The sequence below is a fragment of the Ornithinibacillus jepli genome, assembly GCF_047228935.1.
Taxonomy (GTDB): Bacteria; Bacillota; Bacilli; order Bacillales; family Amphibacillaceae; genus Ornithinibacillus.
The window spans coordinates 419,192-433,330 of record NZ_JBFEGG010000001.1 but is presented as its reverse complement, the minus strand read 5'-3'; the positions used below and the strand labels follow the sequence as shown (position 1 = coordinate 433,330).

Annotated in this window: 17 protein-coding genes and 1 other annotated feature; of the genes, 7 read left to right on the top strand and 10 right to left on the bottom strand. The window is 35.2% G+C overall.

Annotation, left to right across the window (positions count from 1 at the left end; genetic code table 11):
• Nucleotides 1–74: 74 nt before the first annotated feature.
• Nucleotides 75–2,030, top strand: a complete 1,956-nt coding sequence (locus tag AB1K81_RS02225) for a tripartite tricarboxylate transporter permease (RefSeq protein ID WP_412975019.1) — start codon at nt 75–77, stop codon at nt 2,028–2,030.
• 32 nt (nt 2,031–2,062) lie between these two features.
• Here the strand turns inward: AB1K81_RS02225 and AB1K81_RS02220 are convergent, their stop codons facing one another.
• On the bottom strand, nt 2,063–3,037 hold the full coding sequence (locus AB1K81_RS02220) for a tripartite tricarboxylate transporter substrate binding protein (protein ID WP_412975018.1): 975 nt from the start codon (nt 3,035–3,037) through the stop codon (nt 2,063–2,065).
• Nucleotides 3,038–3,218: 181 nt separating this feature from the next.
• Nucleotides 3,219–3,395 (top strand) — a binding site (T-box leader).
• Between the two features lie 55 nt (nt 3,396–3,450).
• Here AB1K81_RS02220 and trpS point away from each other — a divergent pair.
• Nucleotides 3,451–4,449, top strand: a complete 999-nt coding sequence (gene trpS, locus AB1K81_RS02215) for a tryptophan--tRNA ligase (RefSeq protein WP_412975017.1) — start codon at nt 3,451–3,453, stop codon at nt 4,447–4,449.
• Nucleotides 4,450–4,456: 7 nt separating this feature from the next.
• Here the strand turns inward: trpS and AB1K81_RS02210 are convergent, their stop codons facing one another.
• The 6 genes from AB1K81_RS02210 to AB1K81_RS02185 form a co-directional block, all read right to left on the bottom strand.
• Nucleotides 4,457–5,230, bottom strand: coding sequence for a YjbA family protein (locus tag AB1K81_RS02210; protein WP_412975016.1), 774 nt, complete (start codon nt 5,228–5,230; stop codon nt 4,457–4,459).
• A gap of 142 nt (nt 5,231–5,372) precedes the next feature.
• Nucleotides 5,373–5,579 carry a YuzI family membrane protein gene (locus AB1K81_RS02205; protein WP_412975015.1) on the bottom strand — a complete coding sequence of 69 codons (207 nt, stop codon included), beginning with the start codon at nt 5,577–5,579 and terminating at the stop codon, nt 5,373–5,375.
• A 195-nt stretch (nt 5,580–5,774) separates the two neighbouring features.
• On the bottom strand, nt 5,775–7,016 hold the full coding sequence (gene fabF / locus AB1K81_RS02200) for a beta-ketoacyl-ACP synthase II (protein WP_412975014.1): 1,242 nt from the start codon (nt 7,014–7,016) through the stop codon (nt 5,775–5,777).
• A gap of 51 nt (nt 7,017–7,067) precedes the next feature.
• Entirely contained in the window at nt 7,068–8,006 is a 939-nt protein-coding gene (locus tag AB1K81_RS02195; RefSeq protein ID WP_412975013.1) for a beta-ketoacyl-ACP synthase III, read from the bottom strand.
• Between the two features lie 123 nt (nt 8,007–8,129).
• Nucleotides 8,130–9,092 (bottom strand): BMP family ABC transporter substrate-binding protein, encoded by a 963-nt coding sequence (locus AB1K81_RS02190; RefSeq protein WP_412975012.1) that lies wholly within the window; start codon nt 9,090–9,092, stop codon nt 8,130–8,132.
• 31 nt (nt 9,093–9,123) lie between these two features.
• On the bottom strand, nt 9,124–9,735 hold the full coding sequence (locus tag AB1K81_RS02185; protein WP_412975011.1) for a hypothetical protein: 612 nt from the start codon (nt 9,733–9,735) through the stop codon (nt 9,124–9,126).
• Between the two features lie 126 nt (nt 9,736–9,861).
• On the opposite strand from AB1K81_RS02185, the gene AB1K81_RS02180 reads away from it, so the two are divergent.
• Entirely contained in the window at nt 9,862–10,041 is a 180-nt protein-coding gene (locus AB1K81_RS02180; RefSeq protein ID WP_412975010.1) for a DUF2929 family protein, read from the top strand.
• A gap of 80 nt (nt 10,042–10,121) precedes the next feature.
• Here AB1K81_RS02180 and AB1K81_RS02175 read toward each other — a convergent pair whose 3' ends face one another.
• Nucleotides 10,122–10,403 carry a hypothetical protein gene (locus tag AB1K81_RS02175; protein ID WP_412975009.1) on the bottom strand — a complete coding sequence of 94 codons (282 nt, stop codon included), beginning with the start codon at nt 10,401–10,403 and terminating at the stop codon, nt 10,122–10,124.
• Nucleotides 10,404–10,540: 137 nt separating this feature from the next.
• Between AB1K81_RS02175 and AB1K81_RS02170 the strand changes: the two genes are divergently transcribed.
• On the top strand, nt 10,541–11,353 hold the full coding sequence (locus AB1K81_RS02170; RefSeq protein ID WP_412975008.1) for an undecaprenyl-diphosphate phosphatase: 813 nt from the start codon (nt 10,541–10,543) through the stop codon (nt 11,351–11,353).
• Between the two features lie 110 nt (nt 11,354–11,463).
• Here the strand turns inward: AB1K81_RS02170 and AB1K81_RS02165 are convergent, their stop codons facing one another.
• Together AB1K81_RS02165 and AB1K81_RS02160 are read right to left on the bottom strand one after the other, a co-directional pair.
• Nucleotides 11,464–11,775 (bottom strand): metal-sulfur cluster assembly factor, encoded by a 312-nt coding sequence (locus AB1K81_RS02165; protein WP_412975007.1) that lies wholly within the window; start codon nt 11,773–11,775, stop codon nt 11,464–11,466.
• A gap of 69 nt (nt 11,776–11,844) precedes the next feature.
• On the bottom strand, nt 11,845–12,603 hold the full coding sequence (locus tag AB1K81_RS02160; protein WP_412975006.1) for a prolyl oligopeptidase family serine peptidase: 759 nt from the start codon (nt 12,601–12,603) through the stop codon (nt 11,845–11,847).
• 143 nt (nt 12,604–12,746) lie between these two features.
• On the opposite strand from AB1K81_RS02160, the gene AB1K81_RS02155 reads away from it, so the two are divergent.
• The 3 genes from AB1K81_RS02155 (at nt 12,747) to AB1K81_RS02145 (ending at nt 14,026) form a co-directional block, all read left to right on the top strand.
• Nucleotides 12,747–13,577 carry a Cof-type HAD-IIB family hydrolase gene (locus AB1K81_RS02155; RefSeq protein ID WP_412975005.1) on the top strand — a complete coding sequence of 277 codons (831 nt, stop codon included), beginning with the start codon at nt 12,747–12,749 and terminating at the stop codon, nt 13,575–13,577.
• A 101-nt stretch (nt 13,578–13,678) separates the two neighbouring features.
• A complete protein-coding gene (locus AB1K81_RS02150; RefSeq protein ID WP_412975004.1) occupies nt 13,679–13,828 on the top strand; it encodes a hypothetical protein in 150 nt (49 codons plus the stop codon).
• Nucleotides 13,829–14,026, top strand: coding sequence for a DUF3813 domain-containing protein (locus AB1K81_RS02145; protein WP_339215903.1), 198 nt, complete (start codon nt 13,829–13,831; stop codon nt 14,024–14,026). It abuts the gene before it with no gap.
• Nucleotides 14,027–14,139 lie beyond the last annotated feature (113 nt).

Here is a 14,139-nt window from a genome sequence, read left to right as displayed (position 1 = left end):
CGTTTACTTCTAGGCACATATCTATTAAATAATGAATACCCTACTCAGAGAACGAGTCAGGTAGGTGATAAATTTTGGAATTTCTTCAATTGATTGAACTTCAGCATATACTTATATTAACCTTTGGTGTACTACTTGGGATTATTATAGGTGGGATACCAGGCTTAACGCCTACAATGGGGGTTGCATTATGTATCCCTTTTACTTTTTCCTTAGGTGCAGCAGAGGGTCTTATGCTTTTAGGTGGAATCTATTGTGGCAGTGTTTATGGAGGCTCAATCCCAGCAATCATGTTTAATGTACCAGGGGCTCCAGCTTCTGTTGCAACGACCTTTGATGGTTATCCAATGGCAAAGCAAGGAAAGGCTAGGAAAGCCCTCGAATTAGCAACCATTTCTTCTTTTATTGGTGGATTATTCGGAATGCTTTTGTTAATATATTTATCCCCCTTTTTGGCAGACTTCTCTTTACAATTTGGACCATCAGAAAATTTTTGGATAGCTGTATTTGGTATTTCAGTAATAGCCGCAATTTCTAAAGGTCCCTTAACAAAAGAATTGGTAGGTGGAGCAGTTGGAATCCTAATTTCGCTAATTGGAATTAGCTCTTTTACGGGGTTAACAAGATTTACATTTGGAATAGATTCATTGGTTGGTGGTCTCCATGTAGTTTCCGTGTTAATTGGTCTTTTCGCTTTTCCCCAGGCTTTGCGTTTAATTGAGGGACTACAACAAAAAAGTGAAAAAATGAATTCATATTACTCCAAGTCTTCAATTAGACAGTCTTTCTCGGATATTATAAAAAAACCAAAATCAATCACTATAGGTAGTATTGTTGGTGGGATAGTTGGAGTCATTCCTGGAGCAGGCGGAAATATTGCTAGTATATTAGCCTATAATGAGGTTAAGCGGTTTAGTAAAGATAAAGAGGAATTTGGAAAAGGGAATAAAGACGGAATCATTGCATCGGAAAGTGCTAATAATGCAATGGTTGGTGGTTCACTAATTCCTTTACTCACACTTGGAATCCCAGGTTCACCAACAGCTGCTATCTTTCTTGGCGGATTACTAATCCATGGTATTTGGCCAGGTAAGAGTTTATTTGTTGAAAACGCGTCTACTGCATACTTGTTTTTCTTTGGATTGATTCTCGCCCAGTTTTTATTGTTACTAATTGGGTTAAGTTGTATTCGGTACTTTACTTTTTTGAATACCATTCCAGTTTATTACCTCGCTCCAATTATCATATCTTTTTGTATTATTGGGTCCTATGCTATACAAAATAATCTAACTGACATCTATGTTATGGTCATACTGGGAGTTACTATGTTTATACTTGAAAAATACGGTTTCTCTCCGGCTCCCATCGCACTAGGATTCATTTTAGGACCGATTGCAGAAGTTGGTTTGTTACAAGGCTTTCATGTTGGTCATGCAAACGGCTCTGTACTTTTATTCTTTTTTAGTGGCACTTGGAACCTTATATTAATCAGCTTCATACTTGTTACAATCTTTTTTTCTATTTTCCAATTTTATAAAAACCGGCCAGTTCTGGCACATGAAAAAGAAATATCTAAATCACACACCCGTGGGATTTGGTGGATTTTACCTGTTTTAGGTTCTATCATTGGTTACTTTTTTATTTCATCAGATTCATTTGAGCAAAGAATATTTCCGCAAATAATATTTTGTCTACTATTTCTAATTTGTATAGTTCAATTTTCTTTGCAGATAAAGGGAAAAACAAATACAAAAATGAAAAAAAGTACGAAGATAGATTGGTCATTTTATATCGTTCTTTTATTCATTTGCCTCTTTAGTTTTTTAACTAATTTCACAGGATTTTACATTCAAGTCTTACTATTAATGTTTACAGTACCATTGTATTTTAAATTCCAAAAAAGAGAATCCATTCAGCTATATAAGATATTATTTCTATCAATCGCTTTTACACTCGGAATGTTTGTCATTTTTAATATGATTTTACAGGTTCCAATTCCAAGTGGCTTCCCCTCTTTACTAATTTTTTAACAAGTAGGGGGCAACGCCCCCACTCTAATATCTTATTCAATTTCAATTGATTGGAGGAGCTCTTCGTATACTTGATACCGCTCCTCTAATTCCTTAATTACTTCCTCACGATTCAAGACAAGCATGTCAGAACCTGCCTTTTCCATTTCACTTAAAAAATCCTCATCTTCGAGTAGTTGTAGAAACATTTCTTCTAATTGCGAGATGATTTCAGGAGGAGTTCCATCTCTTGCTGCAATTCCCCTATCTGTACTCATGATAACTTCTGGATACCCTAACTCTTTAAAGGTCGGGATATCTGGAACAAAGGAATGCCTTTCTTCTTCAGCAATAGCTAAGATTCTTATATCATCTCCAAGTCTGTACATATCAGAAAGATTACCTGAAATAACGTCCGTATGTCCTCCAAGTAAGGAAGAAGCTATTGCTTCTGAAGAACCTTGGTAAGGAATATCCTTTACCTGAATACCTGCAGCATGTTCAATTAATAAAATCGCCATGTGCTGGCCTACGAATTTCCCTGCATTTCCTATAGTGATAGTGTCTGGATTTTGTTTTGCTTGATTAATCAAGTCATCTAAATCCTGAATAGGACTATCACTTCTTACAGCAAAAACGGTCGGATCCTTACCCCAGTTAACAATTGGTTCAAATGTGTCCAACTCATAGTTGGTGTCTCCAACGATTGGTTGAGTTATAATATGTGGAAGATTATAAGCCGCTAATATATAGCCGTCTGGATCTACTGAAGAAAAGTAATTCCAGCCAACTTGGCCACCACCCCCTGCCTTATTTACAATAACAAGCTCTTGTCCTAAATATTCTTTAGCATATTTTGCTATAATTCTTGCCTGGGTATCTGTAGCAGCACCTGGGGAATATGAAACAATTAGTTGGATTGGTTTATGTGGGAATTGTTTAGTGGATGGAGAAGAACAACCAATTAATAGAACAGTTAACGTTAGAATGTAAATGATTATCTTTAATTTACACCTTATACTGTCCACCTTCTTCCATGAATTCTTTCTTGAAATAGTATGCTTAAAAGGAAAAGAGTAGACTATTTATTTGTTGTTTCTTTAAGTAAACAGGTTGGTTTTATCGCTATCCTAATTATTGTTCTCCCCTTACATTCCATTAATCTTGCATTTTCAAACCAAACTATATATAATAATAAAAACTAGAATATCATTAGCTATGAAAAAGGCGCAGTACTTTTTACCCAATGATTATAGAGAGCTTGTGGTAGGTGGAAACAAGCATCAAGGTAAAAGAGGAATTGGACTTTGGAGCTTATTATTAATGAAGTGATCTTAAAACGTTTTAAGATAATTAGGGTGGCAACGCGGTTCATTCGTCCCTTCGACAAGGGATTGGAATGGGCTTTTTTTTATTGTTCAGAAATAAGGAGTGAAGAAACATGAAAACAATATTTTCAGGAATTCAACCAAGTGGCTCATTAACTATCGGAAATTATGTTGGTGCAATTAGTCAATTTGTGGAGTTGCAGCATACACATAATTGCTTTTTTTGCATTGTAGATGAGCATGCAATCACTGTACCACAGGATCGCATTAAACTTCGCCAAAACATTCGCTCTCTAGCAGCATTATACTTGGCAGCTGGAATTGATCCGAAGAAGGCTATTCTTTTCATTCAATCTGAAGTCCCAGCACACACACAGCTCGGTTGGATGATGCAGTCGATTAACTACATCGGTGAATTAGAAAGGATGACTCAATTTAAAGATAAATCAGAAGGTAAAGAAGCGGTATCTGCAGCACTTTTCACTTACCCATCTTTAATGGCAGCTGATATTCTACTTTATCAAGCTGACCTTGTACCTGTTGGCGATGACCAAAAACAGCACTTAGAACTTACTCGAGACTTAGCACAGCGCTTTAATAATCGATTCTTAGATGTCTTTACCATTCCAGAAATCAGTATACCAAAAGTTGGGGCTCGTATTATGTCATTACAAAATCCAACGAAAAAAATGAGTAAATCTGATGAAAATGTTAAAGCATCAATCTTTATGTTGGACGATCCAAAACAAATTGAAAAGAAAATAAAAAGTGCTGTTACAGACTCAGAAGGTATCGTAAAATATGACAAAGAAAATAAGCCAGGTGTATCTAATCTATTAGATATTCATTCTGTTTTCTCTGGAGAGTCTATTCATGAACTTGAACAAAAATATGATGGTAGAGGGTACGGAGACTTTAAACAAGGTGTAGCCGATGCCGTTATCGCAGTTTTAAAACCAATCCAAGACCGCTATTATGAAATCTTAGAATCAGCTGAATTAGATTATATCTTAGATGAAGGTGCAGAAAAAGCATCACTTATAGCAAATAAAACGATTCAAAAAGCTAAAAAAGCAATGGGTCTTGGCCGTGTGAAAAAGAAAAATCAGTGAGGCTATCTCACTGATTTTTTGATTTTTGTTTGGATGTACCCTCTGCATAATTACTTTCGAGTTCCCACATCTTTTCTAGAAATGGCTGACCTTTAATTAATTTCTCACAGAGTTCTTCATGAGCAAGGCTCCAACCGAATCTTACCCCATCATATAATGCCTGCCATACTTCATCTTCATCCATATAACGAATATCAGGATATTTTTTCGGGTTCCATTCTGTTAACCAATAACGTAACTCCTCAATATTATTAGAAGTACGAAGCTGATCTAATCCCATCATTAATAATTGCTTTAATTGTCTTTCTCTTCTTGTCAAACCAAATACAAGTTCAGGAGACATAGAGAGCATATGATATTCTTTTACATAAGTAGAATCATCATATCCAAAGCTTTGAGGCTTCGCTTTTTCTATCATTTCATAAACAAGCTGTTCCTGTCTTGGAATTAACCGGCTTTTTCGGATTGGAATACGGTATCCTATAGTATCAAATGCTAAAATATCATTTCCATCCGTTACAATACATGCATAATCTACTACAGAACGTTCTTGACCTTTTCTTGTATATGCCCGTTTATAAATAGCATCTAGTAATCCTTGAGGCAAATCATGCATATCGTTTTCAATGTATTGAAAAAGAGACTCTGTTATGTATAATAGTGGCACTTGATCAAGTAATTCAATCCCGTCATCTTTCCGCCATTCATGAAAATAACATACATTATAGCCGTTTTCTTCTCCTTCAAACCAGTTCACCCAAACATCGTGTAAATATAACATACAACACCCCTCACTTCCCGAATGAATCACCTTGAGGATGTTCAAAAAATTACCATCTATGCCATAATTTTTGAACACTCGCTTTAAAATACATTATGACCATCATTTAAAAATTTATTCGAGAGAGTGGTAAAATATCGAATCAAGATCGGTTTGGAAATGAATAGGTAGATAAAGTCATTAAAATTAAGCCCACGGGCAAAAAATAACACTCAATTCGTCCTGACACATATAGAAGATATTCCAACCATGATATACCTGCAGGTAAAAAATTCATATAAGCAATGAGAGTAACGCCTCCTGTAACCGCTAGTCCAAATCCTATTAAAAATAAGAAGATATATCCCATATTCTTACCACCCATGCTTGTCCAATTATTATATTTGATTATATGCTAATGGATTGTTAGACATGATAGAAAAGATAGAGGAGATAGAAATTTAGTTGGTCGCCTTATAGGGGTAAGCTTCCTGGATAGAAAGGATTAAAACATAACATCCTTATGAGACATAAAAAGACTGACCATTTCAGTCAGTCCTTTATACTACGCTTGATATTTTTTAAAAATAAGAGATACATTATGCCCGCCAAAACCTAACGAATTACTTACAACTACATTTACATCTTGTTTTCTTGCTTCATTAGGAACGTAATCTAAATCACAGTCTGGGTCCGGAGTTTCATAGTTCATTGTTGCTGGAATGATTCCGTCCTCAATTGATTTAACGGAAATAACGGCTTCTACTCCTCCTGCTGCTCCTAGAAGATGACCCGTCATCGACTTTGTTGATGACACTGCAAGTTTATAAGCATGATCACCAAATACTGTTTTAATTGCCTCTGTTTCAAACTTGTCATTCAAATCAGTGCTTGTACCATGTGCATTAATATAATCCACATCTTCTGGGTTTAATCCAGCATCACGTAAAGCATGTTGTATTGCTCGAGCAGCACCTTCACCATGCTCAGCTGGAGCCGTAATATGGTACGCATCACCCGTTGAACCATACCCTACAATCTCTGCATATATATGTGCACCACGTTCTAAAGCAGATTCGATTGTTTCAAGTATTAAGATTCCTGCCCCTTCACCCATTACAAAACCATCACGATTTTTATCAAATGGACGACTAGCTGTTTTTGGATCATCATTAGAGGATAATGCTTTCATAGCAGAAAATCCTGAAAAAGCCATATTCGTTATTGGGGCTTCCGTTCCACCTGCGATAATATAGTCTACATCACCACGTTGTACTGCTTTAAAGGCATCTCCGATAGAGTTCGCACCAGAAGCACAAGCTGTTACGGAACAAGAGTTTATTCCTTTTGCTCCTGTTTGAATCGATACTTGCCCTGCAGCCATATCTGGAATCATCATAGGAACAAAGAACGGACTTACTCGTTTAGGTCCTTTTTCCATGAATTTCGTGAATTGTTCCTCATATGTTTTCATTCCACCAATTCCTGAACCAATCCAAACACCTACACGATGAGCGTTCTCATCTGTAATCTCCAGTTTTGCATCCTTTAAAGCCATCATAGACGCAGCAACTGCAAATTGCGTAAATGGGTCCATTTTACGCGCATCTTTTTTATCCATATATAAAGTAGGGTCAAACTCTTTAACCTCTGCTGCAACTTTAGCCGGAAAATCATCTTTATTAACTTGTGTTACAAAATCAATACCCGATTTACCAGCTTGAAGATTTGCCCACATCGTTTTTACATCATTACCGATTGGGGTAACCGCTCCAAGCCCTGTCACAACTACTCTTCTATCTGACATTTTCGGTACTCCTCCTAAGTTTTAATATAGAACAAGCATTACAAGTAAACATTATCTTCCCCAACGTAATGCAACTGCTCCCCATGTTAAACCTGCTCCAAATCCTACTAATACTATACAATCATTTTCTTTAATTTTACCATCTCTTACACTTTCTGATAAAGCCATAGGTATAGAAGCAGAAGAATTATTCCCATATTTTGTAATAACCTTTGCCATTCTTTCCTCTGATATATCTAATCTTTCTCTAGCCGCTTCCATAATACGAATATTAGCTTGGTGAGGAATTAAATAATCGACATCTTCTTTTTGTAAACCAGCTTTTTCTAAAACACTTAAGGAAGACTCAGGCATTTGTCTAACCGCAAACTTGAAAACTTCACGACCGTTCATCGTAATAAAGCCATCATCCTTTTGGTAAAGATGCTTGCCACCTGAACCGTTTGCTCCTAATTCAAACGATAGGATACCTTTCCCTTCTGAAACTTCGCCCATTACTGCAGCACCAGCACCGTCTCCAAATAGTACACATGTATTACGATCAGACCAGTCTGTTACTTTTGATAATTTTTCTGCTCCAACTACTAATATGTTTTTATATACTTTCGTTTCAATAAATTGCTTTGCAGTAATCATCCCGTACATGAATCCTGCACAAGCTGCACTCACATCCATAGCAGCTGCATTCCATGCACCAAGTTTTTCTTGAAGCATGCAAGACACGGATGGAAATGGCGTATCTGGAGTAACAGTAGCTACTAAAATTAAATCTAGCTCATCCGGTTTAATATCTGCATCTTCTAATGCACTAAGTGATGCATGATAAGCCATATCGGAAGTGTCCATATCATCTTCGGCAATTCTTCTTTCCTCAATTCCTGTTCTTGTACGGATCCACTCATCATTTGTATCTACTATTTTTTCTAAGTCTTTATTCGTTACGACTTTAGATGGTGTGTAATGACCTACTCCTAAAACTCCAACACCCATATATACATCCCCTAACCTTTAAAAAGTTGTTATCAAATATTATGACTTGGTACTAATTTTAATGCAAAAAACAGAGACTTGCAAGATGTAAATATCACAACCCGTAATCAAATTAATTAAAAACTAGTATTGATTAGGAAGCAAGCCTGTTTCTTTATACTTTTCAATATATTGATTTAATGTTTCCTGGAATCGATTTGAAACCTCCTCACTGTATTCACCCATCGTAATATAATCCCCTGTAAAATCAAAAGACATAATTTCTCCTTTAAGGGATCCTTCATTAAATTTTTCTGCTGCTAATACATAAAGCCTTTCTACATGCTGTACCGTACTAGTTAATACGGTTTTCGGTTCTATTTTGATTTGATCAGAAACAAATCCAATTGCGTAAATATTATCTTCACTTGCACGTTTAATTATATCTTCACTAAAAGCATCTCCAGCTGGATAAATAACATCGACATTATAGTCCTTCATTTTTTCATAAGCCTGGATAGCAACCTCACTATCATTCCAATCATAAATGAATTCCATTCTAACATTTGTATTTGGATTTTGATATTTTACCCCTTCGTAGAATCCTTCAATTTCAGGTTGCCATTGATAAGCAGCAATAATACCTACCTCATTTGTTTCACTTGTCTTACTTGCAATCATCCCAGCAAAAAAGCCCATTGCATGAGAATTGAAATTCATGCTCGTTAGATTATCACTGTAATAGTTTCCATTAAAATACACAAAGTGAATATCCGTATAGTTTTTTGATAAATTATAAAATTCTTCTCCGTAATTACTACTATGACCAAAGATCAAATTAGTCCCATCTTTTACGAGATCACTAACTGCTTCCGAAATGTCTTTTTCTGTATTTACATTTTCAACAACCTCAATTTCTACTCCAAATGTCTCTTCTATTTGTTTAAGGCCATCATAACCTTTTTCGTTCCAAGGCTTACCTTTCATTTCACCTTCCATAATTATAGCTGCCTTATACAGATTACCGGGACTTTTGCCAAATTCACAGCCATTTGCAAAAACTAATCCAACTATCATTAGTATGATAATACCGTAACTTCTCCTCAAGTTTGTGCACTCCATTCAATTTCTACCTATTTTAATAAAGATCTTTAAATCGTTTGTAATGAGCCAGTACTTTTTTTATATTTTTCTCTATAGGTATATAGTCACGAATATAAATAGAATTTTCAAGTTTTACAGCTTCATTCAGGAAAATTTTCTTGGAGTAGACAGTAATTTCAGAAGGAATGTTAGTTGACATAATTAGTGGATAGGTCTCTTTTACAAAATCTGTAATATAAACAGCATCCATTAAAAAATCTTCAGAATTAAAGCGAACAAATCGATTTCTAATTGAAATTCCCTCTTCTGTCATATCCATCCATTCACCAAATAAAATTGGGGCATTTATTACTATAGCATCTTCAAGCTTATTTCTCATTTCATTAGTTTTTATTTGAATGATTCTTTCTGCTTTTATATCATCATTAGTTTCTCCAATAATTAATACACGGGAGTTTTTATTTTTCTTTTCTTCATAGGATTCAACCAATTCAAATGCACTATTCCTTCCTACTAACATATAAAGATTTTCTTTCTTATCAGAATCAATCTTGTCTACTCCTTTTACTACCATACCCTTATCTAGAAAATAATTAACATAATGATATCCAACCCAATTAAAACAATTATAAATTAATATTGTCATCGTTTGCCTCCTCTCTATGTAAACTATGAAGAAATGCTTTTAATTTATGAGTTCATTTGGTAAACTAAATAAGGAAATTATGTGGTATTATAATTGTAAGAGAATAGAAATTGAGAGGTGATACATATGCGTTATCTTGCAACCATTGTTTGGGCTGTGTTAATAACGTTTGTACTTTCCTACGTACTTTCAAGTATGGGTGGCGAATCACTAGATATGGTATCTACTTTAGTAATGGCAGCAATTTTCTCCATTATTATCTTCATTCTAGGAGACGGCATCTTAAGGGATCAAAAAGAGCAATAAATAAATGAATGCAAAACCCTTGCCTTGAACATCAGGGCAAGGGTTTGCTATTTCAAATATGTTCTGCTTAATGGTTCTACTTAATACCAAGGTAACAAACTCAATGCAGTGAGTGCTGCCAATGGCAGGACTAGACGATTAAATCTTCTGCGTGGCCCGAAACCATATCCTGGATAGCCAAATCCAGGATAACCATATCCAAACCACCCAAATTGACGTTGGTCTTGCATGTACGGTTGTAACTGTGGATTCACTTCATTGTCAATGGGCACCGCAAAATAGACATACTCATCATCTAACCCAGTAATGATGCCATCAAAACTAGAACCATCTTCCAACTGGACTAGCACGTATGAATGCATATGCGTTTTACATAAATCATACATTTGATTTTTATGAGACATTCTGATCGACCTCCTCACATGTTAGACTATTCATATGCCTATATGGAGGTGACAGATATAGCCAATTAAGTCTTTATAAACTAGGGGTGTATATAATGGAAAATGAACTAATCGAGTTACTAAAATATTTGTTTTTAGGTTTATTACAAGGATTTACCGAGCCTATTCCTATATCATCAAGTGGTCATCTTATTCTTGCTCAAGATATTTTAGGTGTTGGACAACCAGGGTTATCATTCGAAGCTATTGTTAATTTCGGTTCATTAATTGCGGTAATAATGGTTTATTTTAAAGACATTGTTCGATTAATAAAAAATGGGTTTCATTACATAACAACCCGTGACCCAGAAGTCAAAAGTGATTTTCATTTCATACTAATGCTTATAGTAGCCACTATTCCAACAGGAATTATTGGTGTTTTATTCGAAGATTCCATCGAGAAACTAACTAGGCCATATCTAGTTGGAATTACATTGTTAATTACAGGGATAGCACTTTGGATCATTCGAAATTTACGTGGAAAAAAAGGAGACAAACAAATTACGGTAAAAGATGCGGTTATTGTTGGTCTTGCCCAGTCAGTAGCATTATTCCCTGGGATTAGTCGTTCTGGTGCAACAATTGTGGCTTCCATGTTATTAGGAATGAAACAAGAAACAGCACTTCGTTTTTCATTCTTGCTCTACATTCCAGTTAGTTTAGGTGTAGGTTTACTTTCCGCTAAAGATATCGTAACAGATCCACAACTAAATACATTTATGATTCCTTATTTGATTGCATTTATTGCTTCTATCATTGCCACTTACTTCTCTTTGAAATGGTTTATGAATATTATGGCTAAAGGGAATTTAAAATACTTTGCTTTTTATTGCTTTATTATTGGTGTTATTGCCTTATTATTTTTATAATGGTAAATTTCCGACCCGGAAATGTTTAGAAATACGCAAATTAAAATAATTCCAAAAAAATCCACTTTCAGATTTAAAGATGAAAGTGGATTTTTTAATGTAACTTTTTATTAATCTGGAATGCCGAGAGCTATTTTTGCGTAGCGGGACATTCTTTCTTTACCCCAGGGTGGATCCCAAACAATATTTACTCTTGTTTCTTTTACTTCTGGTAAATCATATAATGCACGTTGTACATCAGCTTCAATATGTGCAGAAAGTGGACAACCCATCGCAGTAAGTGTCATCGTCACTGTGCATACACCTTCATCGTCTAGATCAACATCATATATTAACCCAAGGTTAACAATATCAATACCTAGCTCGGGATCAATTACATTTTCAAGAGCTCCCATGAGATTTTCTTTTAATGCTTCATCCATGGTTTTCCCTCCTCTTTTCTTTCCTATCTTCATTTAAACATATTTTACATATTTTTAAAATGATTTAAATCACAGATGTGAAACAAACCATTTAACTGTTTCTAATATGGCAAATCTGCTTACCTTATGTCCTCTGCCTATTTCACGAAGGAATTTAACATTGTCTTGGTCTCGATAAATACTCTTTATTTGTTGATAAAAACTATAAGAATGATCAAAAGGAACTGTCGGATCATGATCTCCATGCCAGAATAATACTGGTCTTTCATTTAGTTTTTCAGGTTGAAGTGATAAATCATAATCAAGTAACGTAACATATAATTGATTAACTTCTTGCTCAGATAGTGGCAGTGCACCGGACTTCGTATAAATATCAACCAACTCTTTAGCGAAAGTAGCTATTTTCGGTGACCCCATTAAAATAGCAGCTGTTTTAATCCAATCATACTGAGATAATGCGGAAGCAGTCGTGATTCCTCCCATACTTGTTCCAGCAACACCGATACGATTATTTAAAATAAGACCTTTTTCTTCCAAGTCCTGTCTAATTTTATGTAATTCCTTAATATTTTGTATTACGATATTAAATAAATAGTATCGAACGTCTGATATTTCATTCGTTTCTCTTTCACCATGGTACAAGCTATCTGGTAATACAACTCGAAAACCGTTCTCTGCTAATAAAAATGCTAGTGGTAAATTGTGTTCTTTTGCACTTGTTATACCGTGAAAATATATAACGGTTGGCAGTGCAGCCTGTTGTTTTTCTGTTTCCACCACGATTAAACTTTTTACTCCTCCAACACTCTCTTTTGTTATCCCTATCATCTGCAAAGTCCCCTTATCCTTTTAACTAATTATATGATAGTATTTTTTAATAAATAGTTAAACTAATTTAACTGAAAGATTACTTTATTATCCTTTACATATATAGAAAACACGAATAAACTTAATTTAAATGAGGTGAGTATATGAAAAAACAACATTTAATCGCTTTAGATTTAGACGGTACATTACTATCTGATGAAAAAATCATTAGTAATAAAAATAAACAAATTATCTCTAAGGCTATCGAGGAAGGCCACATCGTAGTAATTGCAACAGGAAGACCACATCGTGCAAGTATCCAATATTACCAAGAACTTGGCTTGAAAACGCCAATGGTAAACTTTAACGGAGCATTAATTCACCACCCCAATGATAGGAAATGGGATGTTCTACATAATCCGATGCCAAAAAGAACGGCACTTAGCATCGTGGAAACTTGTTATGATTTGGGCGTTCATAATGTTTTGGCGGAAGTACAAGACCAGGTTTATTTGGATAAATACAATCAAGATCTAATTGATATTTTTTATCAAACTGCAGAAGATTCTCCTTTTGTAATTGGAAGCTTAAAAAGTAAATTGAAGGAAGACCCTACGTCGCTTTTAATCCATCCAAAAGAAGATCATATTATGTCATTACGTAACCACTTAGACGAGTTTCATGCAGAGGTAATTGAACATCGTAAATGGGGAGCACCTTGGAATGTCATCGAAATTGTAAAAAAAGGAATTAATAAAGCGGTTGGGTTACGAAAAATTGCACATTATTATCAAATCCCAGAAGATCGTATTATTGCATTCGGAGACGAGGACAATGATTTAGAAATGATTGATTATGCAGGTGTAGGTGTAGCAATGGGAAATGCGATTGACCAATTAAAATCTATTGCCAACCATGTAACAGTAACAAATGAAGAAAGCGGTATTGGTTTGTTTTTGGAAGAGTATTTAAACCTTAAAGTGAATGTAAAGTAAAACAGTGGTACCGTAATTTTCCTACTATAAAATAAATAAATCATTCCATACTAGTTAGTGAACGTATAAAATCGTTCACTTTTTTGTTGGGAGGAATCAACTTGGCCAAAGGGAGCAAATCAAGAAGATTTAGCCAGCAAAGTGCAGATGCCGTTAAAAAGCATGCTGAAAAATTCCCATATCGTTCTAACTTTACAGATGCAGAACGCAAACGGGAAGAAGCAGATAATCATACAGTAGGAGGATTTTAAATGCAAAAAAATCTATTCCAACAAGCAAAAGATGCTGTAACTCAATTTACAAGTAATATAACTGGTGGTAATGCTTCTGAGCAAGATAAACAAGCAGCACACAATGCCATCCAAGCTGCTATGAACGATGCTACTCCAGAAGAAAAGCAACAGTTACAACAGTTACAGCAACAATTGGAACAGCATCAACTTAGCTAACCTCCATTAAGATTTTCCCAATAAAAGTAACATAATCAACGTTTGTTATGGTAATCACCAATTCATTCTTAGGATGAAAAGGGATTGCTGACGACTCAAGCTTGATGCTGGTG

What these genes read in the sequence shown, in the direction of transcription:
- AB1K81_RS02205 (WP_412975015.1), bottom strand. Translation starts at nt 5,579, where the DNA reads ATGGGATATATCTTCTTATTTTTAATAGGATTTGGACTAGCGGTTACA.
- fabF (WP_412975014.1), bottom strand. Translation starts at nt 7,016, where the DNA reads ATGTCAGATAGAAGAGTAGTTGTGACAGGGCTTGGAGCGGTTACCCCA.
- AB1K81_RS02155 (WP_412975005.1), top strand. Translation starts at nt 12,747, where the DNA reads ATGAAAAAACAACATTTAATCGCTTTAGATTTAGACGGTACATTACTA.
- AB1K81_RS02160 (WP_412975006.1), bottom strand. Translation starts at nt 12,603, where the DNA reads ATGATAGGGATAACAAAAGAGAGTGTTGGAGGAGTAAAAAGTTTAATC.
- AB1K81_RS02195 (WP_412975013.1), bottom strand. Translation starts at nt 8,006, where the DNA reads ATGGGTGTTGGAGTTTTAGGAGTAGGTCATTACACACCATCTAAAGTC.
- AB1K81_RS02170 (WP_412975008.1), top strand. Translation starts at nt 10,541, where the DNA reads ATGGAAAATGAACTAATCGAGTTACTAAAATATTTGTTTTTAGGTTTA.
- AB1K81_RS02180 (WP_412975010.1), top strand. Translation starts at nt 9,862, where the DNA reads ATGCGTTATCTTGCAACCATTGTTTGGGCTGTGTTAATAACGTTTGTA.
- AB1K81_RS02185 (WP_412975011.1), bottom strand. Translation starts at nt 9,735, where the DNA reads ATGACAATATTAATTTATAATTGTTTTAATTGGGTTGGATATCATTAT.
- AB1K81_RS02210 (WP_412975016.1), bottom strand. Translation starts at nt 5,230, where the DNA reads ATGTTATATTTACACGATGTTTGGGTGAACTGGTTTGAAGGAGAAGAA.
- AB1K81_RS02165 (WP_412975007.1), bottom strand. Translation starts at nt 11,775, where the DNA reads ATGGATGAAGCATTAAAAGAAAATCTCATGGGAGCTCTTGAAAATGTA.
- trpS (WP_412975017.1), top strand. Translation starts at nt 3,451, where the DNA reads ATGAAAACAATATTTTCAGGAATTCAACCAAGTGGCTCATTAACTATC.
- AB1K81_RS02145 (WP_339215903.1), top strand. Translation starts at nt 13,829, where the DNA reads ATGCAAAAAAATCTATTCCAACAAGCAAAAGATGCTGTAACTCAATTT.
- AB1K81_RS02175 (WP_412975009.1), bottom strand. Translation starts at nt 10,403, where the DNA reads ATGCATTCATACGTGCTAGTCCAGTTGGAAGATGGTTCTAGTTTTGAT.